This is a genomic window from Paenibacillus sp. YAE3 (assembly GCF_057546105.1).
The window spans coordinates 30,236-49,114 of sequence record NZ_BAAIYF010000020.1; the positions used below are offsets into that span (position 1 = coordinate 30,236).

18 protein-coding genes are annotated in these 18,879 nt (G+C 52.8%); 5 read left to right on the forward strand and 13 right to left on the reverse strand.

Annotated features, from left to right (window positions below; translation table 11 throughout):
* Nucleotides 1-42: 42 nt before the first annotated feature.
* Both AC27KL_RS26320 and AC27KL_RS26325 read right to left on the reverse strand, forming a co-directional pair.
* Entirely contained in the window at nucleotides 43-933 is an 891-nt protein-coding gene (locus tag AC27KL_RS26320) for a carbohydrate ABC transporter permease (protein WP_487171655.1), read from the reverse strand.
* Between the two features lie 27 nt (nucleotides 934-960).
* Entirely contained in the window at nucleotides 961-1,887 is a 927-nt protein-coding gene (locus AC27KL_RS26325) for an ABC transporter permease (protein ID WP_212950999.1), read from the reverse strand.
* A 229-nt stretch (nucleotides 1,888-2,116) separates the two neighbouring features.
* On the opposite strand from AC27KL_RS26325, the gene AC27KL_RS26330 reads away from it, so the two are divergent.
* Together AC27KL_RS26330 and AC27KL_RS26335 are read left to right on the forward strand one after the other, a co-directional pair.
* Nucleotides 2,117-2,938, forward strand: a complete 822-nt coding sequence (locus AC27KL_RS26330) for an alkaline phosphatase family protein (protein ID WP_487171656.1) — start codon at nucleotides 2,117-2,119, stop codon at nucleotides 2,936-2,938.
* 18 nt (nucleotides 2,939-2,956) lie between these two features.
* Nucleotides 2,957-3,910, forward strand: a complete 954-nt coding sequence (locus AC27KL_RS26335) for a metallophosphoesterase family protein (protein WP_487171657.1) — start codon at nucleotides 2,957-2,959, stop codon at nucleotides 3,908-3,910.
* On the opposite strand, the gene AC27KL_RS26340 is transcribed toward AC27KL_RS26335, so the two are convergent.
* The 5 genes from AC27KL_RS26340 to AC27KL_RS26360 form a co-directional block, all read right to left on the reverse strand.
* Nucleotides 3,901-4,392 carry a GNAT family N-acetyltransferase gene (locus AC27KL_RS26340; RefSeq protein WP_487171658.1) on the reverse strand — a complete coding sequence of 164 codons (492 nt, stop codon included), beginning with the start codon at nucleotides 4,390-4,392 and terminating at the stop codon, nucleotides 3,901-3,903. The genes AC27KL_RS26335 and AC27KL_RS26340 overlap by 10 nt on opposite strands.
* A 127-nt stretch (nucleotides 4,393-4,519) precedes the next feature.
* Nucleotides 4,520-6,013 (reverse strand): Na+/H+ antiporter NhaC, encoded by a 1,494-nt coding sequence (gene nhaC / locus AC27KL_RS26345; RefSeq protein WP_487171659.1) that lies wholly within the window; start codon nucleotides 6,011-6,013, stop codon nucleotides 4,520-4,522.
* Between the two features lie 33 nt (nucleotides 6,014-6,046).
* Nucleotides 6,047-7,222 carry a MalY/PatB family protein gene (locus AC27KL_RS26350; protein WP_487171660.1) on the reverse strand — a complete coding sequence of 392 codons (1,176 nt, stop codon included), beginning with the start codon at nucleotides 7,220-7,222 and terminating at the stop codon, nucleotides 6,047-6,049.
* Nucleotides 7,223-7,233: 11 nt separating this feature from the next.
* Complete coding sequence (locus AC27KL_RS26355) at nucleotides 7,234-7,908, reverse strand: helix-turn-helix transcriptional regulator (RefSeq protein WP_036713705.1); 675 nt, start codon at nucleotides 7,906-7,908, stop codon at nucleotides 7,234-7,236.
* Nucleotides 7,909-8,108: 200 nt separating this feature from the next.
* Nucleotides 8,109-9,500, reverse strand: coding sequence for an MATE family efflux transporter (locus AC27KL_RS26360; protein ID WP_487171661.1), 1,392 nt, complete (start codon nucleotides 9,498-9,500; stop codon nucleotides 8,109-8,111).
* A gap of 409 nt (nucleotides 9,501-9,909) precedes the next feature.
* Here AC27KL_RS26360 and AC27KL_RS26365 point away from each other — a divergent pair, with 409 nt between their 5' ends.
* A complete protein-coding gene (locus tag AC27KL_RS26365; RefSeq protein WP_339320825.1) occupies nucleotides 9,910-10,257 on the forward strand; it encodes a VOC family protein in 348 nt (115 codons plus the stop codon).
* Between the two features lie 75 nt (nucleotides 10,258-10,332).
* Here AC27KL_RS26365 and AC27KL_RS26370 read toward each other — a convergent pair whose 3' ends face one another.
* A complete protein-coding gene (locus AC27KL_RS26370; protein ID WP_487171662.1) occupies nucleotides 10,333-12,924 on the reverse strand; it encodes a glycoside hydrolase family 84 protein in 2,592 nt (863 codons plus the stop codon).
* A 233-nt stretch (nucleotides 12,925-13,157) separates the two neighbouring features.
* On the opposite strand from AC27KL_RS26370, the gene AC27KL_RS26375 reads away from it, so the two are divergent.
* Nucleotides 13,158-14,231: an SPFH domain-containing protein gene (locus tag AC27KL_RS26375; protein ID WP_487171663.1), complete on the forward strand. Its 1,074-nt coding sequence runs from the start codon at nucleotides 13,158-13,160 to the stop codon at nucleotides 14,229-14,231.
* Between the two features lie 12 nt (nucleotides 14,232-14,243).
* Nucleotides 14,244-15,341: a TFIIB-type zinc ribbon-containing protein gene (locus AC27KL_RS26380; protein ID WP_487171664.1), complete on the forward strand. Its 1,098-nt coding sequence runs from the start codon at nucleotides 14,244-14,246 to the stop codon at nucleotides 15,339-15,341.
* A 52-nt stretch (nucleotides 15,342-15,393) separates the two neighbouring features.
* Here AC27KL_RS26380 and AC27KL_RS26385 read toward each other — a convergent pair whose 3' ends face one another.
* The 5 genes from AC27KL_RS26385 to sigV form a co-directional block, all read right to left on the reverse strand.
* Nucleotides 15,394-16,422, reverse strand: coding sequence for an LLM class flavin-dependent oxidoreductase (locus tag AC27KL_RS26385; protein WP_339320829.1), 1,029 nt, complete (start codon nucleotides 16,420-16,422; stop codon nucleotides 15,394-15,396).
* Nucleotides 16,423-16,440: 18 nt separating this feature from the next.
* Nucleotides 16,441-16,677 (reverse strand): DUF896 domain-containing protein, encoded by a 237-nt coding sequence (locus tag AC27KL_RS26390; protein WP_487171665.1) that lies wholly within the window; start codon nucleotides 16,675-16,677, stop codon nucleotides 16,441-16,443.
* A gap of 79 nt (nucleotides 16,678-16,756) precedes the next feature.
* On the reverse strand, nucleotides 16,757-17,239 hold the full coding sequence (locus AC27KL_RS26395; RefSeq protein WP_036713701.1) for an RrF2 family transcriptional regulator: 483 nt from the start codon (nucleotides 17,237-17,239) through the stop codon (nucleotides 16,757-16,759).
* A 149-nt stretch (nucleotides 17,240-17,388) separates the two neighbouring features.
* Complete coding sequence (gene rsiV / locus AC27KL_RS26400) at nucleotides 17,389-18,276, reverse strand: anti-sigma-V factor RsiV (protein ID WP_487171666.1); 888 nt, start codon at nucleotides 18,274-18,276, stop codon at nucleotides 17,389-17,391.
* Nucleotides 18,273-18,785 (reverse strand): RNA polymerase sigma factor SigV, encoded by a 513-nt coding sequence (sigV, locus tag AC27KL_RS26405; protein ID WP_487171667.1) that lies wholly within the window; start codon nucleotides 18,783-18,785, stop codon nucleotides 18,273-18,275. The genes rsiV and sigV overlap by 4 nt, the downstream gene beginning before the upstream one ends.
* Between the last annotated feature and the right edge of the window lie 94 nt (nucleotides 18,786-18,879).

Genomic DNA, 18,879 nt, shown 5'->3' on the forward strand with positions numbered 1-18,879 from the left:
TCGAAGACGTTTGTCCCACCCCCTCCTGCGTAATAAGGTATATCAACCTTTGACTGCGCCGCTCGTAATCCCGCTGATGTAGTACTTTTGGAAAAACGGGTAAGCGAACAATAAAGGGGCGATCCCGACGACGGCAAGCGCCATGCGGACGGTTTCCTGCGGCATTTTGGCAAGCAGCTCCCCGACCTGGGCCGTGCTGTTGGATTTCATCAAAAGATACTGGATATTCGTCAGCGTTTTGGTCATCAAATACTGGATATTGTACAGCTCCGGCTTGTCGATAAACAGCATGCAGTTGTACCAATCGTTCCAGTAGGACAGCGTATTAAACAGCCCGATCGTCGCCATGATGGGCAGCGAGAGCGGAACGACGATTTTGAAAAAGATTTTGAGCTCGCCCGCGCCGTCGATCGTTGCCGATTCGATGACCGACTCCGGAATGCTCGAAGCGAAAAAGCTTCGCATCAGCAGCACGTTAAACGCGCTCAACAGCAGGTTCGGGATGATCATCGCGAAAATCGTGTTTTTCATGTCGAACATGTTGACATAGGTAATGTACCAGGGCACCATGCCCCCGCCGAACAACATCGTAAAAAAGATATAGAAGGAAAGCGTGCGCCGAAACGGCAGATCCGGCCTCGACAGCGGATACGCAAACAGCGCGGTGATCATCAGGCTGACGACCGTCCCGATGAGCGTGCTCACAATCGTGACCCCGTAAGCTTTGGCGATTTCCGAAAAATCGTTGAACAAAAACTGATAGGCCGCAAAGCTGATTGTGCTCGGAAACAAGGAATAGCCGTTTTTCAAAATGGAGTCCTCGCTCGAAATGGACACCATGAACACCAATAAAAAAGGAACCAAGGATGCGATGGTGAATCCCCAAAAAAACAGGTGGATCAAAGCAGGTCCGATGCGTTTCGTTATGTTCATTTCCTCACTGTGTCTCCTCTCCCGGTCTTAGAATAAGGCATCCCGTTTGTTGATGCGTCTGACCGCCGCGTTCGCAACCAGGATGAGCACGAAGCAGACGACGGATTGGTAGAATCCCGCGGCCGTGGACATGCCGATATCGCCGGATTGGACCATGGCGCGGTACACGAAGGTATCGATCGTATTCGTTGTCGGAATGAGCGCTCCCGTGTTCATCGGCACCTGGTAGAACAAGCCGAAGTCCGACCGCAAAATGCCGCTGACCGCCAGCAGCGTCATCGTGGTGATGACGGGCAAAATGAGCGGGATGGTGATCCGGGTCATCTGCTTCCACTTGCTTGCGCCGTCGATCGTGGCCGCTTCGTAATATTCCTTGTCGATGCCGATGATGGAAGCGAAGTAGATGATCGACAAATAGCCGACGTTTTTCCATGCATTGACGATGACCAGGATGTACGGCCAGTATTTCGGTTCCCCGTACCAGGAGACGGCTTCCGCCCCGAACCATTTGATCAGCAGCCGGTTGACGAGACCGCTGTCCACGTTCAGGAAGCTGTATACCAGGTAGGCCACGACGACCATCGAAATGATATGGGGCAGCAAAAACGTGCTTTGGTAAAATCGGCTGATCACCTTATCCTTGATCTCGTTGATAAGCAGCGCGACAAAAACCGACAAAACCAAATTCAGCACGATAAAAACGAAGTTGTACAGAAAGGTATTCCGCGTGATGACGTACGCGTTTTCCGAATTGAACAGGAATTTGAAGTTATCGAGTCCCGCCCACTCGCTTCCCCAGATGCCGTCGACGTAATTGTAGTTTTTGAACGCAAGGATCACGCCGTACATCGGGATATAGTTGTTGATGAACAAATATACGACCCCGGGCAGCGTCATCAACAGCAGCCACTTATACTTTTTTAAGCTTCTTCGCAGATATGACGTATTCCTCATGTTCCAGCCCCTTCGCAGCATGTCATGTAAACCTTTTCATCCACATTTTATCTTGCGGCTCGTCCGGTTCACCACCATCTTCGTGACTTTCTGATGCCACGATCATGACTTCTTCCGAACATGCCCGGCGAGTTGGCCAGAAGTTATTGACAGCCTTCGCCGTACTCTATATGCTAGGGGTCATAATAACGCTTTCATTATATTTCATCCGAGGGAGGTATTTCGATTCATGGGCAGCAACGGAATTCAGCGGGTATTTATTTTGGGGATGGACGGGGCCGGGAACTTCATTCAAAACACCGAAACCCCGATCATTGACGCATTTTTGAAAAAAGGGGCGTACACCTACATGGCGCAGGCGCAATCGCCGACGATCAGCGCGGAATGCTGGGGTTCGATCCTTCACGGAGTAACGCCGGAAAAACATCAATTAAATAATGAAGTGGCCGCGACGGCTACGTTCCCTGCCGATTCCCCGTACCCTTCCATCTTCCGTTTGGCGCGGGAAGCGTGGCCCGAAGCGAAGCTGGCCGCCTTCTCCAGCTGGAGGCCGATCAACAGCGGAATTATTGAGGAAAATCTAGGGATACATAAGGAATCGCTGCCGGATGCGGAACTTGTCGGAGCCATCGAATCCTACCTGGAACAAAACCGCGACGTGAAGCTGTTGTTCATGCAGCTCGACGAGCCGGATGCGGCAGGGCATAAATTCGGCTACGGCCCGGACTCCAAGCTGTACCTGCAGGCGATCTCCAAAAACGACGAATTGTTCGGACGCGTGCTTGGCGCCATCGAGAGATTGGGTCTGCTGGAAGACAGCCTCATCATCCTCCTTACCGACCATGGCGGCGGCGGAGACAACAAGTACAGCCATGGCAGCGATCATCCGATGGATAAAAACGTGTTCTGGGGCTGCGTGGCACCCGGGGTTGAACCCGGCACGGAAGTATCGGGCCTGTATATCGTGGATACGGCTGCCGTGGCTGCGCATGCGCTGGGTCTCGAACGGCCGGAGAGCTGGGATGCCAAACTCCCTTCTTTCCTTCAATGAATAAGGACGGGAATCCGGATGAGAAAATCACTTCATTTTAATTCGGACGGCAAATTTAAGATCGTTCAGTTTACGGATACGGAATTTTCGCGGGCAAGCGAAGAAGAAACGCGGATGAAGGCAATGATGGAAAGAGTCGTGGAAGCGGAGAAGCCTGATCTGGTGGTTTATACCGGGGATGTGATCACAAGCGGCGGAAGTCCGGATCCGGTACAGGCGTTCAAAGACGCCGTGTCCGTGCCTGAAGAGATGCAGGTGCCGTGGGCCGCCGTGTTCGGGAACCATGATTCCGAGGCGCCGAACATCACGCGCGAACAGCTGCACAACCTTCAGCTCGCCCATCGTTACTGCTACGCGCAGCCCGATCCGCCGAATGTCCAAGGAACCGGAAATTACGTGCTCGTAATTTTGGGGAGAGACCATCAGGCCGCGGCGGCGCTGTATTTTCTCGATTCGGGGAGTTACTCGCCGCTGGAACACCTGCGGTTAGGTTTTTACGATTGGATCCGCAGAAGCCAGATCGCCTGGTATACGGAAACCTCTTACCGGTTGACCGTCAGGAACGGAGGCTCCCCCCTCCCTTCCCTCGGCTTTTTCCATATTCCTCTTCCCGAATACAACGACGTTTGGGATTTTTCGGTATGTTATGGGCAAAAGCTCGACAAATATTGCTGCGCGCCATGGATCAACTCCGGCTTTTTTGCCGCCATGGTGGAAATGGGAGATATCATGGGGACCTTCGTCGGACATGACCACGGAAATGACTTCTGGGGAACGCTGCATGGTATCCGTCTCTGTTACGGACGCACGACCCGAAATGCCTATTTGAATCAGCCTTTCCTGACGGGAGCACGGGTCATTGAACTGACGGAAGGGGAGCGCAGCTTCGATACCTGGCTTCATCTTGAAGACGGTTCGCTTATACATGATCAGCCCGAACATCGGCCGGAGGGACGGGCGCTTCAGATCTGACCTTCACCAGGATGGACCTCGCCTAAAACGTCTAAATCGAGTTCCATCACCAGACCTGGGACGGCGCCCTCGTTATCGATTTCCCCGTTCAACCGGAATCCGATGGCTTCATAAAGACTTTTGGCATGCTCATTATCGGGATGAATGCTCAGATAGATGGTTTTGCAATCGTATTGCTGTTCGATATAACGAATCATGTGCAGGAGAAATCGTTTGGCATAACCTTTTCCTTGGAAATTGCGGTCGATCATGAAGCGGTCGAGCCACGCGCTCCGCTGCTTGCTGTCCGGCCATCCGTACATGGCAAATCCGATCATCGTATCGTTATCGTACAGGCCGACGGAGACAGCGTTCATCTCGTATAAGCACTCAGCCATCGAAAACGCGTTGCTCTCAATAAAACGCTGCTGTTCGGCTGAAACGGATAACGCTGCGGCATCGCGCCAGTTCTCTTTGGTAATTTCTCGGATGTGTAAACTCATGGGTATCCCTCTTTTCTTTATGTCTTGTCTATATACGAAGACAGCCATGAATAAGTGCCGTACGGCCTATCCATGGCTGTTTTATATCCCTTCGCCAACATTTATTTATGAGGATTCAGCTTTCTTGTTATGCTTTTTGCGCTTCGGCCGCATCCTTTTCCTCATACTCTTTCATCATTTCTTTCTGCTGCTCAGGAGACAGCTTCGCGATCCCGAATCCGGTGAATCCCCAGATCGTTGCGAAAATGATTCCCGTCCAGCACAGCATCGCCCATGGCAAATACGAAAGCGTTGCTACGCCCAGCGTGCCCGCCATGTAAGCCCCGGCCGCCGTCCAAGGCAGGATCGGTTCGATGATCGTGGCCGAGTCTTCGATCGTCCGTCCCAGGTTTTTCGGATGCAAGCCGCGGCGGATGTAAGCTTCCCGCAGCATTTCGCCCGGCATCAGGATGGAAACCTGGCCGTTGCTCGTTACCCCGATCATCGTCAACCCGGTGACGATCGTTGCTACGATGAGGGAACCCGTGGAACGAACGAATTTCAAAATTTTATCGACGATAAGCTCAAGCGATTTGGTAAGCGAAATCGTGCCCGCGAACGTGATTGCGCTGAAACAGATGAGCAGCGTTCCCATCATGGAGTTCATGCCGCCGCGGTTAAGCAGCTTCGGAATGTCGGGAATGACTTTCGCCGCATCGAAACCTTGAGCATGAACCATGGAAATGTCGAATCCGTTGAGCACGGAGCTGACGACGTCATGCAAATTGAAACCTTGGAAAATGAGCGCGTTTGCCATCGCAAATGCGGAAGACAACAGCATGACCGGAAGCGTCGGTTTTTTGCGGATCGAGCCGTACAAAACGATCAATACCGGAATCACGAGCCAGAAGTTCCAATGATAAATCGTGCTGAGCGTATCCATGATCGTGCCGACTTTCTCGGGAATTGCGACCCCTGCGCCGTTCGTGTTCAGGCCCGTAATGACATAGACGATCCCGGCGACGACAAACGATGGCAGCGTCGTATACAAAAGGTGGCCGATGTGCTCGTACAGGTTCACGCCCGTGGACAAAGACGCGATATTCGTCGTATCCGACAGAGGAGACAGCTTGTCCCCGAAGTACGCACCGGCCACGACGGCGCCGGCTACGGCAGCCAGGTTGGCATCGAGTCCTGCGCCGACGCCCATAAACGCTACCCCGATCGTGCCCGCCGATCCCCAGGACGTCCCGGTACAGATGGAAACGACGGAGGTCACGAGAAATGCGGTAATCAGCAAAAATTGCGGGTTAATGATTTTCAGTCCGTAATAAATCATCATCGGGATCGTGCCGCCGACCATCCACGCGCCGATCATCAGACCGACGCAGATCAGGATGAGGATCGCCGGCATCGTTTTGGCGATTTTTTGCGAAATGGATTCCAAAATATCGTTGTAGCTGTATCCAAGCTTGATCGCGATGATGCCCGCGACGACCGTTGACGCGATGATCAGCGGCTCGGGCGGCAGCTCGAACATGACGTATCCCAAGCAAAGCAGCAAAACCATGGTGATGATCGGAAGCAAGGCCAGGAATAATGTCGGTTTCTTGATGGTTTTTACTTGTTTCGGCTCAGCCATTTTGTATTCCCCCTGGGTGTGATAAAAATCTGGTTAGTTTTTGATTAAAGGATAATGTACCGCCATGCGCTCCAGCGCTTCGCGAAGAAGCGGTCTTGGAGCCGCAACGTTGATGCGCACAAAACCTTCCCCGGCCTGTCCGAAGGATGTTCCGAAGCTGACGCTAACCCTGCTTTGTTCCTCTATCCACTTCACTAAATCGCTTTCATTCCGGCTGCATGCCGTACAGTCGACCCACAACAAATACGTGCCTTCTGGTTTCATCACTTTCAACTCCGGCATATGCTCGGCCATAAACGACTCCGTAAACGAAATATTGCCGGTAATATATGCGCGAAGCTCCTGCAGCCAGTCATCGCATGCCGTGTACGCCGTCTCCAAAGCCGGTACCGCAAAAAACGTCGGATTGTGCATTCCGGCTTGCTGCAATCCATCCTTAAACCGTTCCCGCAGCCCGTCATTCGGAATGACGATGTTGGCGATTTCAAGGCTGGCGAGGTTGAAGGTTTTCCCCGGCGAAGTGCAGATGATCGAACGGTCCGCGATCTCCTCCGATAATTTGGCGATGATCGTATGCTCATGGCCTTCGTGGATAAAATCCGCATGAATATCGTCCGACACGATCAGCGCGTCGTATGTGATGCAAAGTTCTGCAAGGCGTTCAAGCTCTTTCCGCGTCCATACCCGGCCCGTCGGATTATGGGGCGACACCAGAAGCACCATTTTTACGCCTTGCCGCATTTGCCGTTCCATATCCTCAAAGTCGATTTCATACCGGCCGTCGACCAGTCGAAGCGGGCTTTCCGCAAGCTTTCTGCCGTTGATCGCAACCGCTTTCGCAATCGGCTGATAAGCCGGCGTATGGATCAATATCCGGTCGCCTTCGTTCGTAAACCTCTGGATCAGGATCGACACCGCCTGGACGATGCGGGGACTGAACACGATCCATTCCTGCGGAACCTGCCAGCCGTAAGCTTTGTCCAGCCAATGCTGCACAGCCTCAAAGTAAGGCGGAAACGGATCCGTATATCCATAAATGCCGTGCCGCGCCGATTCGACCATTTGCTCGATCACCTTCGGCGGCGCCTGCAAATCCATATCCGCTACGGAAAGCGCAATCATATCTTCGCCGTGCGCCTGGGCCATTCCGTCCCATTTGGCGCTGTTCGTTCCGAATCTGCTGATGATTCGGTCAAAATCGTATGTCATGCTGTCACCTTCTATTTCAATTTTTGCAAATACCGGTAAACCGTCGGCTCCGAGATCGATAAAGACGCCGCGACTTGCGAAACGCCGCCTTTTAGAAGAAATACGCCTTGGTCGTTCAATTCCTTGACGATTTCGATTTTCTCCTTGGAAGACAGGCGGTCGATCGGAATCGTAATTTTGCCGAGCACGTTCGATATCATATGCTGCAGCAAATCGTCTGCATTGCCCTGCAAATATTCCTTCGATTGCTGCTTGTCCTCCTGGGGAGAATCGATGGCAGCCGGAGGAACCAGCGAACCGCCCTGCAGCACATGCTGCACCCATTCCGCGGCCACCTCCATATGGGTGACGTCGATGTTCAAGCACATCAGGCCAACCAAGGTGCCGCTGTCGTTTTTAATGAAATATGTCGATGACCTGAAGCTTTGCCCCAGCTTGCCGGAAGCTTTGTAATTCGCGATGAATTGCTGCTCGTGGTAGGCTTCGGCTTTGAGCAGCTTCAACACCAGGTCGGTAGAGGCGTCTCCGACTTTCCGCCCGGTAATGTGGCCGTTTTCGATAAAAATAATGGACCGTTCCAAGTCGCTGATATCATGGATGACGACTTCGCATTTCGGGCCGACGATCGCGGCGATAAATGAAGCGATAGGAAAAAACTTCTCAAGGTACTGTCGATTTTCGCTCATGGATCGATTCCGTTCCTTTCTTCCAGCGTTGAAAGATGTGTTTGCATTTAAATTATCGTTATAATAAATTATTATCTTGATAAGATTATATTATATTCATAAAACGGTTTCAATCCCTAAAATGCGAAAAGAAAAAACTCCGCGCGGTTGGCGGAGTTTTTCAGATTGATTAGGCCTGATGAGCGGGAAAATAGCCCCCTTTAAATGGCAGCATTTTCGGTCGCATCGCGGTTTTTCGGATCTGTGGCGAACGTTCTGATCCACCGGAAACGGTTCACCTTCACCAAGGCAACGAAGCATTTGAGAATTTGGTCGCATTTGAGGCAAATGAACGTGATCAGCGGCGACAGCTCGAAGACGAAGGCGCAGAGCGCGGAAGCGGGCAGCACGATCAGCCACATGAATATAAAATCGTTGTACAGCACGAATTTCGTATCTCCCCCGCTCCGGACGATGCCGGTGAGTGCAGGCATTTGGTACGCGGTGCCGACGACCGTAATCGACAATACCGTCATGAAGTGGACCGCAAGCACCTTGGCGTCGCTGGAAATCGCGTACAAATCCATCACGTAATCTTTCGTAACGAAAAGCACGAACCCCGTCGCAAGTCCGATGAATAGGTATAAAAGCTGGAGCGTTTTGCTGTACGTTTTGATTTTGGAGACATGCCCTTCCCCGATCGTCTTGCCGATCACGACCGCCGTTGCGCTGGCCGAAGCGTACGTAATGACCGTCACGAGCTGGAATACGGTGGTGGCCACGCTGTTGGCCGCAATCGCCGCTTCCCCCATGTGCCCCAAAATGGCGGACTGGGCCCCCATCGCGCAAGCCCACAGCAAATTCGCCATCAAGATCGGTGAACCGATGCGCAAATACTGGCCGAACAACGGCTTGTCGATCTGGAAAAAATCCTTCAATCGAAGCATCAGCCTGCGGTCGAAACGTTTGATGAAAATGACGACGATGACGGTTTCAATGATTCTGGCCGCCAGCGTGGCCGTCGCCGAGCCGCTAACCCCCATGCGCGGAAACCCGAAATGCCCGTAGATCAGCACGTAATTCAAACATACGTTGATGATCAGCGTGGATAAAGACACGATGAATCCGATCCGCACGATTTCGACGCTGCGAAGCGATGCGAGCAGCACATTGGTCACGGCAAAAAACACATAAGAAAAACAAATGATTCTTAAGTAAGCCGCCCCTTCTTCAATGACGCGCGTTTCATTCGTAAAAAGCGACATGCAGCCGTGCGGAAACGCAAACACGAGGATCCACATGACAACGCTGACAAAAAGCGCGATCCGCATGCCGATGCTGGCCGCTTTTTTGACGGCTTCCAGGTTTTTCGCGCCCCAGCTTCTGGCGGACAAAATGACCAGCCCCTCTGACGCGCCCATCACCAGCATTTGGAGAACGAACTGGATCTGATTCGCCAGCGCGACCCCGGACAACGCCGATTCGCTGTAGCCGCCCAGCAGCAAATTATCGGACAGGTTCACGCCGAGCGTAATGATGTTCTGCAGCGCAATCAGCAGCGTTAGCCTAAAAAAGTTTCTGTAGAATGAAGATTCCCGAACCCATAACGCCATAACATTCCTTCTTTTCCTCTGGATTTGACTTGCTTGACTGTCTAAAAGCATACCATAATCAGGCAGCATCGGCGGATTGAAAATCCAAGCGAAAATCACAAAAAAATTCGGCAAAATTTACAGTCCTCACGGGCCGGGAAAAGGCAGCAATCGATTTTCCACAAAGGTTTCGGAGTCCGCCTAATCGTTGTTCAACTCGGCAGAAAATGGTAAACCTGCTCATCGGGTGATATAATGAAATACATGCTCGAACGGATTTTGGACGGTATTTGCATAAGCATTAAGTTGACGCTGAACAACCCGCGTCCGGCAACTTGGTCGTTCGATCCGGAAAATGGGGCACAGAATGGGAAGCCGAGGTTGGCATTGACCTTAAGATCGCGAATAAAATCGATAGGAGGCGCTCGGCATGAAAGTAAAACGGATCGTCACGAATATTGAGGCAACGGATGTTGCGGAAGCCAAACGTTTTTATCAAGATATTCTCGGAATGGAACTATTGATGGATCATGGCTGGATCGCGACATACGGAACTGAGGAAACCATGAGGCCCCAAGTCAGCTTTGCTTCCGAAGGCGGGTCCGGCACCCCTGTCCCGGATCTTTCGATTGAAGTCGATGACGTCGATGAAGCCTGCCGGCGCATGCAGGAGGGCGGGTTCCGGATCGAATACGGACCGGCGGATGAACCATGGGGGGTCCGAAGATTTTATGTCCGCGATCCCTTCGGCCGGCTGTTGAATATTTTGGAGCACTGATGACCCTGCATCCGCAAACGAAAAAGCACTCTCCCTGCATCCTTGCCGGATGCGGAGAGAGTGCTTTTTCCTATATCACGCGAGCCCCTTCGACGTTCTGACGCTGGGCAGCAGAGGTCCGCTGGTCCGTTCGACATAAATGCGGTTGCCGTACTGTTGAAGCGGAATACCTTCGAATACAATCCGTTCCCCGTCCGCTTCCGCCGGCTTCGATACCGAAATCGGCTCTTCGGCCTGCAGCGATGCGAACAGCGCAATGACGTCGCCTTTTTTCACGCGCTCGATTACCACGTTCCCCGACGCTTCCAGACGAATGTCGGACGTCGGCACCTTCTCGGACATTTCCGGATAACGCTCGTCAAACAACTCGAAGCCGTAAATCCGGGTATGCCCGCTTCCTTCGATGCTCATCTGGGTTGGTTCGATGATCTGCAGCCGTACATACCGCGCCTGGACGTCCTGAGGCAAAATGCGATTGATTTCGTCGGCCCGGTTGTCCGTCATTTCGTCGATGAGCGTGAAACTTTCGCCGTCTAGGCTGACCAAAATCCGGGCATGTTTCGTGTTCCAGTATTTCGACTCCCTGGCTTCCGGATGTCCGCAATTGATGATGCGATACTGCTTGATCGTCCTCGGCTCTTTCAGGTCGATCGTCAAATGCGGCCGGACCTCGGTCGAACACCATTTGCCGCTTGAGATGGTACCGTCGATCGTTTTCGACGCATTTTCGTTTTCGTTCGCGCTGCTGGATGCGCTGGCCGTAACGCCCAATGACGATAAAGCGATGTTTTTCCGGTCGTACCCAAGCTCCGGAACAGGCTGCTCCGTTCCCGCCTGGACCGCCGTTTGCACGATCATGTCCGAAATAAACGGCTTGATGGCAAGGGTTCCCACATCCACGACGAAGTCGAACGGTTTTTCCTCCTTCAATCGGTTCACTTTACATTCGTCCATGGCAGCGAGCCGTTTGGAAGCAGCCTCGTTATGCTGCTCCATGCCGATCAAATCCCCGCGCCGCATGGCGTTCGCCGCGTGAATGGCATGTTGCCCCGCTTGCGCCATCAGCTTGAACGCGCGCAGGAACGGATCCAACTCTTCCACCAGATTCCGGTTGAGGCACTTCTCCCGGATCCGGTCCGCCGCTTGTTCCATGCGCTCGAACCGGGCAAGCAGCGCCGACGCAGGCCCGGAAATGTCCCGCCCGCTTTTGAAGCCTTCGCGCAAATCGGCGATGTCTTTTTTTGCGTCCCAGGACTCGTCAAAATAAAAATCCCCGCTCGCGCCGCCGTCGTCTTTCAGGTGGCAGCTGTTGGACGCGAAAATTTCCAAATCCTCCGCCACCTCGGGAGCAAGCGCTTTAAATGATGCCGAAAAGCTGCGTTCCGGATCAAAGGCGTCCGTATTCCAGTTATGATCGGCAATGCAGAACAGCGCCTGCTTGGAAGCCTGCGCCTGGTTCATCGGATTGGCAAAAAAACCGTTGACGTTATCCAGGTCGGGGCTCAGGTTTTCGATTTTGCCCATCAAAATTTTCGAATCGCAATAGTCGTTGACCGGATAATTCCACCAAACGGACAGGTTGCGGTCGGATCCGATCCGGCGTTTCGGCGCGTCATACTGCTCCTTCGAAATGTTGGACATCGTGGCCGCACCCGTCCACATAATTTCGACGTCGTCATGCAGCGTTTCGACGAGCGGTTTGAAATACTCCGTCATGGAAGGTCCCCACGCTTCGCAATACCGGGTTCCGACGGTCAGCAAAGGCCGCACGTCGCCTTTCGGTTTTACGAATTCGCCGTCGATCCGGTTGATGAATTCCGCCTGCTGCTTGCCGTCCGCAGCCCCGACCAGATCGTCGAACAAGACGCCGAATTGACGCACGCCCAAACCGTACAGCTGCTCCAGCTTCACGATCGCGGACCGGAAATCCTCCTCCGACGAAAGGTCGATCGAATCCCCGGGATGGATGGTCCACACGAAATTCAAGTTGTTGGCATGTCCCGCCGCAGCGAGCTCGGCGATTTCCTTCGCTTTCTCTTCCGGATAAAGGTCGCGCCAATGCTTGCGATGATAAGGGTCGTCCTTCGGCGCGTAAATATAAGAGTTCAGCTTCTGACGGCCGCCGAATTCCATCAGGTCCATCCGGTCCTCATGGCTCCATGGATAGCCGTAAAAACCTTCGATATATCCCCGGTACAAAATCTCCGGATAATCGATGATCCGGCAGGTTTTCAGGCGGCGGTTGTCCGACTGCTCCAACATTTGCAGCAGCGTCACGACGCCGTAATGAATGCCGTCGGCGTCGCTGCCGACGACCGCGATTTGTCCGCAGCCCTCCTTTTCGCCGACGCACAAGGCATAAGCTTCTTTGCGTTCAGGGAGAACATCGGAAGCGTACTCCGTGGCTGACAGCCGGCCGGCCTGGCTTTTTTCGGCCAAAACGATTTGCGTTTGCCCGTCTTTCAGCCCGTCGGATACGGAATATGTAAAACCTTGGTCGCTTAACGCTTTTTGCAATTTGGGCAGCGTCGCTTCCTTCAGGCCGGATAATACGGCGATATGCACTTCTTTCGTCAAAACCGCTTCCCCTCCCGAGGAAACGACCGATTGAGGAACGGGATACAGCTCGTACAATGGTTTCGAAACGTTGCTAGCATTTTTCGTCATGATGTGCTCCCCCAGCTTCTTATATATTCATCATATCTATTATAGCAATCTCTTTCTTGCAAACGCTACCGGTGAAACGATAGATTTCATCTTCATGTTCCGCCTAAAGCCCCTTGTATTGGCACCATTCACCATAATTCGGGACAAAATCCCATTTTCATGGGACGGCTCAGCTATTTTCACGTATAATGAATGGAAGAAGATTGAAGAAGCCGAAATGGAGGACCTAAAGAATGGGATTGTTTTCTTTTATTCGCGGCCAGTTTATTGAAGTCATTGAATGGACCGACAACACCAATGAAATCGTTCATCAGTTTCCGGTGTACGACAAAGCGATCAAAATGGGCGCCCAGCTCACGGTTCGCGAGTCCCAAGCCGCCATCTTCCTGAACGAGGGGCAAATCGCCGACGTGTTCGGTCCTGGGAGATACATACTCAGCACGGAGAACATGCCGGTTCTGACGGCATTAAAATCCTGGAAATACGCGTTTAACTCGCCGTTTAAGGCCGACGTCTATTTTGTGAATACCCGGAACTTCACCGACCAAAAATGGGGCACCACCAACCCGATCATGATGCGCGATCCGGAACTCGGCGCCATCCGCATGCGCGGTTTCGGAAGCTATGCATTCCGCGTGCAGGATCCGGCGTTGTTTCTGAAGGAAATTTTCGGTACCCAATCGTCTTTTACGGCCGACCAGATCGGAGGGTACCTGAAATCGGTCATCGTTTCCGGCCTTACCGACCTGATCGGCGAAGCCAAAATCCCGATCATGGATATCGCGCTTCATTACGACGAGCTGAGCGCCGCCGCCCAAACCAAGCTTGAGCCGATATTCAACGGCATGGGGCTGTCCCTCTCGGGATTTTTCATCGAAAACATCTCCCTCCCGGAAGAGGTCGAAAAGATGATCGACCGCAAGTCTTCCATGAATATTGCCGGAAATTTGGACCAATACATGAAGTTCCAGGCAGCCGAGTCGCTTCGGGAAGCGGCAAACAATCCGGACGGCGGGCTTGCCGGAACCGGCGCGGGCCTTGGTGCCGGCATGGCGATGGGCCAAATCTTCGGCCAGGCGATGAACATGACTCCCGGACCCGCCGCTCCGTCTCCGTCGGCCCCGCCGGCCCCTTCCGCCGCGGAAACGTCGGAGCCTTGCGGTTCCTGCGGGCACGGGCTGAAACCGAGCGAGAAGTTTTGTCCGGAATGCGGCACGCCGAGACCCGAAAAGAAATTTTGCACGGAATGCGGCGGCGCGCTTGAACCCGGCATGAAGTTTTGCCCGAATTGCGGCATGAAGGCGTAAAGGAGGACGAAGATGACGGTAGAAGCACCGATTCGTTTCCCATGTTCCGGATGCGGCGCGCAGATGGTGTTCGATGCGGAAAGCCAGCAAATGAAATGCACGTATTGCGGGCAGCTGGCGCCGATCGATCTTCCTGAAGAATATGAGGAGCCCGTCGAATACGAGCTGGATTTTTCGGACGAAAACGATGAAGACTTAAGGGACTGGGGAACGGAGCAGCAGATCATCAAATGCGAAAGCTGCGGCGCCGAGACGCTGATTCCGGTTCAGCAGACGGCGCTCACATGCGCGTTTTGCGGTTCTCCCAAGGTGCTGCCCCAGGGCAGCGACGACAGCATCCGGCCCGAATCCATCATCCCCTTCCATATCACGAAGGAAAAAGCCAACGAGTTATTCCTGAAATGGAAAAAGAAAAAGTGGTTTGTGCCGAACGCGTTCAAAAGGCAGCATACCCATTCCAACGTGACAGGAATTTACGTGCCCTTCTGGACCTTTGACGCCCAAACGCATTCCGATTACGAGGCTGAAGTCGGGACCCACCATTACCGGACCGAAACGCGGACGCGAACCGTGGACGGCAAAACGGAAACGTATGAGGAGCAGGTTCGTTATACCGTGTGGCATTCGACCAGCGGTTCGTACAGCCAATTTTTCAACGACGTGCTTATCCCTGCTTCCAGCCGCCATGAGGACAGGATCATCGAACGGTTCGACGATTTCAGCCTTGAGGATCTGTTGCCGTACAAACCCGAATTTTTGAGCGGCTTCGTGGCCGAACGATATAACGTTTCCTTGCGCGACGGGTGGTCGAAGGCGAGATACCGGATCGATCAAGAGCTCGAAAGCCGGATCAAAAGCAAAATCGGCGGTGATGAAATCCGGAATTTGGAGATCGACACGGGGTATTATGACCAAACGTACAAACATATTTTGCTGCCTTTGTGGAATGCGACGTATACGTTCAAGAATAAAACTTACCATTACATGGTAAACGGCGAGACCGGCAGCGTCAGCGGCAAAGTGCCGCGCAGCGGATGGAAAATTACGTTTTTTATCCTCTTTTGCGCAGCGATCGCCGCGGGCATCATTTGGTATTTCAATCAATCTTAATGCATAAAAAAAGACCGGTCAGCGGGAGACATCCCGCGCCGGTCTTTTCGGTTTATGGCTTCATGCCCGTGATTTCCGCCACGATTTCGTACGAACGCAGACGGGCCTTGTGATCGTAAATTGCCGAGTTGATGATCATTTCATCCGCCTGGGTTTCGTCGAGGAACGCCTGCAGCTGGCGTTTGACCTGATCGGGATTGCCGATGATCGCGGTCGTGAGCCTGCTCATGACGATATATTTTTCCTGTTCGGTCCATAAGCCGTCCATCGATTTGACCGGAGGCGGCAGCTGTCCCGGCGTATTCCGGATCATGCTTAAAAATTGCTGCTGGAACGAAGTGGCGATAAACTCCGCTTCCTCCGTCGTATCCGCCGCGAACACGTTGACGCCGACCATCGCGTGCGGCCGCTCCAAATCTTCCGATGGCTGGAACCGCTCGCGGTATTGCGTCAGCGCAGGGATCGTATATTCGGGCGAAAAATGGCTCGCGAACGAAAACGGCAATCCCAGCTTTGCGGCGAGCGCGGAACTGAATCCGCTCGAGCCGAGCAGCCAAATCGGCACCTTCTGCCCTTCCCCCGGAAATGCCCTTACGCGTTTGTATCTGGAATTCGGGTCAAAATATGCCCGCAGCTGCTCCAATTGCTCGGGGAATTCCGAGCCGTCGGCGCGCACATCGCGGCGCAGCGCCATGGCGGTTACCTGGTCGGTTCCCGGAGCTCTGCCGAGCCCGAGGTCGATCCGGCCTGGATACATCGCTTCCAGCGTGCCGAACTGTTCGGCGATGACAAGCGGCGCATGGTTGGGCAGCATAATACCTCCCGAGCCCACGCGGATCTTTTCGGTTCCGCCCGCCACATAGCCGATGACGACCGAAGTTGCGGAGCTGCCGATCCCCGGCATGTTATGATGTTCGGCCAGCCAGTAACGGTGATATCCCCAGGCTTCCGCATGCTGGGCGAGGCTCATCGTGTTTTTGAACGCCTCCGACGCCGTGCTGCCCACGGTTACCGGGGCCAGGTCCAAAACGGAGTACGTGATGTCGTTTAGCTTTTTGCTTTGAACACGTGCTGAATCCATGTTCTTCACCTCGATTCATTAATGGAGAAACTTGCGCATTTCGTTGACTTGGTGCTGCCTTACCTTTTCGGGGGTCACGTCGTTGCCTTCCGGATCCACGATCGTGATCCCTTCAAAGGATTTGAGTACCTGCCCGCGGATTTCGCGCAAATAGTCTTCGCGAAGCACCTGCTGTTCCACGCGCTCCGCGTTCGTTAAGCCGACCTCGCGTTCTTTTTTGGCCAACTCGTTAATGCGCGCCAACGTCGGTATCATTTGCATTCCTTCTTTCTTTTTCGCAGCCGGGATCCTTGGATGTCCTTTTGCATTGTTATTTTATTCGCGTATAGCTTTCTTAAATGACCATGGTATCCTGCACCCATGCCTTTAGCGATTCTAGTTTGCCCGCAAAACGTTCCGCCTTCATCTCTTCGGCCAAATCCGCTACGGTTTTTTTCTTCAGAACCGATTTCCAGGCATTTTCGGCCTCTTCCATCAGATCGGACAACAAGCAGCAGCGGTCCTCTTCCCTCAGTTCAAGCATGTCGCACAAAATCCCGCTCGAGGAATAAAGCGTCTGCTGTCCCTCGATCGCAAGATATACGTCGTAAATGCGAATCTCTTCGATCCGTTTCTTCAGCTTGAACCCGCCTTTGATTCCGGGCACGGAAGCGATCAGATCGGCGCTGACGAGCTTGCGCAGCAATTTTTGGAAATAGGTCGCCGAAACGCCAAGCTGTTGGCTGATCGCCTCTCCGGGAAGCACCGCTTTGTCCGGCAGCATATTCAGCAGTAATATGGCATAGACGGATTGCTCAACGCCCGTTTTCATGTGCATGAATAAAGTCACCTTGCCTCATCTTGTATAACATGGATATTGTTTATCCGCTTTATACATTATATACGATCCACCGTGTAAATCAACCCCGTCATCCCTGCACGACCCAAAAACCGGCACGGGGAAACTCCCCATGCCGGTCTGTATCGCTATTTGATGTAATTACGGCTGACCAAGTCGTTTGCAATGGCTTCGGTCGGAATCTCGAATTCCACGGAACCCATATATCCCGGAGCGACTTCGTATTTGTCGAATACGATGACGAGTTTGCCGTTTTTATTGATGTAGAAGTTCTGATCCTTTTTGATCGCTTTGAATTCATCCGTCGGCAGGACATCGGAAGCGCCGTGCACCCAATAAAATTTGTCCGGATTGTCCTTCATCTGCGACTTCATCTGTTCTTTAATATTGTCGCTGATCAGCCGAATATACTGATCGTCCTTGAACAGCATCGGCAGCGTGATGAGGATCTGGTTCTTTTTGTCGATAGTGTCCAGCTTCAATTGCTCGGAAGACGAACCCGCGCTTTCGACGACATAACGCTCGATGGACAGGATTTCGTCCGTATCGGTTTTGATTTCGTAGCCGGCATCGACGTTCAGGTGGCCGCCGCCTTGTTTCTTCAATGCCTCGATTTCGGTTTGGAACTTGTCGAAGAGCGCTTTGTTTTCCTTCATGTATTTTTCGTTCAGCCCGCTCTCCAGCGCCTTATTGTCCAGATTCGTCACGACGGGTACTTTGATATTCGCGCCGTAGTTTTTTTCTTCAACCACGTATTGTTTAAGCGTCAACACTTGGATGACCCGGTCCATGCCCGGGATGGCCGATAAAGCGTTCGCGACGGCGGGACTGGCATTGATCGTGACCAGGAAAAGCAGCGCCGCGGCGCAAGCGCCGGCAATCCATCGATATTTCACGCGTTTTTGCTTGCGGCTGCGCAAGGATGTATTGATGGCCCGATCCACGATCATGTCCAGCTCGTCCGGAATCGGGATGTCGTCATACTCTTTTCGCAAATGTTCCATATGTTTGTTCATCTTTGTTTGATCTCCTTTGAGGGTTCGTCATCCATCTTGATCCGCATGACCCGGAGCGCCTGATACAGCCTCGTTTTGACCGTGTTCACGTTTTCGCCCAGCACGGCGGCCACTTCTTCGATTTTCATGTCTTCAAAATATCGCAGCACGATCACGCTTCGGTATTTCTCGGGAAGCTCGTCCAGCGTCCGTGTCAAATCGAAATTCGTATAATCGTCTTCCGCACCGGAAACATGCATTTCGATCGTTTCGTGATCCATCGTCCGTACCTTTTTGTTCCTGCGGAGAAAATCGAGCGCGGTATTGACCACGATGCGGTAAAACCAGCTTTTGACCGCTTCCGGATCCTTCAGTCCGTCGATATGGGTCATCGCTTTATAAATCGAATCCTGCACGATATCGAGCGCATCTTCTTTATTTTTCACGTAACTGTACGCGAGCCTGTACACATTTTCCTTATGCTCTTTAATGCATCGCGTCAGCAGCTTTTCCATTTTCCTGTTCAACATGTCATATTACCCTTCTCTGTTTGGTCGCTGGCGGGGAAGGACGTGATCCCCGTCCCCGCTTTACAGAAGCAAGACGTACGAAGGGGCGCAAAAA

Bases quoted from the DNA above. Each gene is read 5' to 3' on its own strand.
- AC27KL_RS26320 (WP_487171655.1), bottom strand. From the start codon at position 933: ATGAACATAACGAAACGCATCGGACCTGCTTTGATCCACCTGTTTTTT.
- AC27KL_RS26325 (WP_212950999.1), bottom strand. From the start codon at position 1,887: ATGAGGAATACGTCATATCTGCGAAGAAGCTTAAAAAAGTATAAGTGG.
- AC27KL_RS26330 (WP_487171656.1), top strand. From the start codon at position 2,117: ATGGGCAGCAACGGAATTCAGCGGGTATTTATTTTGGGGATGGACGGG.
- AC27KL_RS26335 (WP_487171657.1), top strand. From the start codon at position 2,957: ATGAGAAAATCACTTCATTTTAATTCGGACGGCAAATTTAAGATCGTT.
- AC27KL_RS26340 (WP_487171658.1), bottom strand. From the start codon at position 4,392: ATGAGTTTACACATCCGAGAAATTACCAAAGAGAACTGGCGCGATGCC.
- nhaC (WP_487171659.1), bottom strand. From the start codon at position 6,013: ATGGCTGAGCCGAAACAAGTAAAAACCATCAAGAAACCGACATTATTC.
- AC27KL_RS26350 (WP_487171660.1), bottom strand. From the start codon at position 7,222: ATGACATACGATTTTGACCGAATCATCAGCAGATTCGGAACGAACAGC.
- AC27KL_RS26355 (WP_036713705.1), bottom strand. From the start codon at position 7,908: ATGAGCGAAAATCGACAGTACCTTGAGAAGTTTTTTCCTATCGCTTCA.
- AC27KL_RS26360 (WP_487171661.1), bottom strand. From the start codon at position 9,500: ATGGCGTTATGGGTTCGGGAATCTTCATTCTACAGAAACTTTTTTAGG.
- AC27KL_RS26365 (WP_339320825.1), top strand. From the start codon at position 9,910: ATGAAAGTAAAACGGATCGTCACGAATATTGAGGCAACGGATGTTGCG.
- AC27KL_RS26370 (WP_487171662.1), bottom strand. From the start codon at position 12,924: ATGACGAAAAATGCTAGCAACGTTTCGAAACCATTGTACGAGCTGTAT.
- AC27KL_RS26375 (WP_487171663.1), top strand. From the start codon at position 13,158: ATGGGATTGTTTTCTTTTATTCGCGGCCAGTTTATTGAAGTCATTGAA.
- AC27KL_RS26380 (WP_487171664.1), top strand. From the start codon at position 14,244: ATGACGGTAGAAGCACCGATTCGTTTCCCATGTTCCGGATGCGGCGCG.
- AC27KL_RS26385 (WP_339320829.1), bottom strand. From the start codon at position 16,422: ATGGATTCAGCACGTGTTCAAAGCAAAAAGCTAAACGACATCACGTAC.
- AC27KL_RS26390 (WP_487171665.1), bottom strand. From the start codon at position 16,677: ATGATACCGACGTTGGCGCGCATTAACGAGTTGGCCAAAAAAGAACGC.
- AC27KL_RS26395 (WP_036713701.1), bottom strand. From the start codon at position 17,239: ATGCACATGAAAACGGGCGTTGAGCAATCCGTCTATGCCATATTACTG.
- rsiV (WP_487171666.1), bottom strand. From the start codon at position 18,276: ATGAACAAACATATGGAACATTTGCGAAAAGAGTATGACGACATCCCG.
- sigV (WP_487171667.1), bottom strand. From the start codon at position 18,785: ATGTTGAACAGGAAAATGGAAAAGCTGCTGACGCGATGCATTAAAGAG.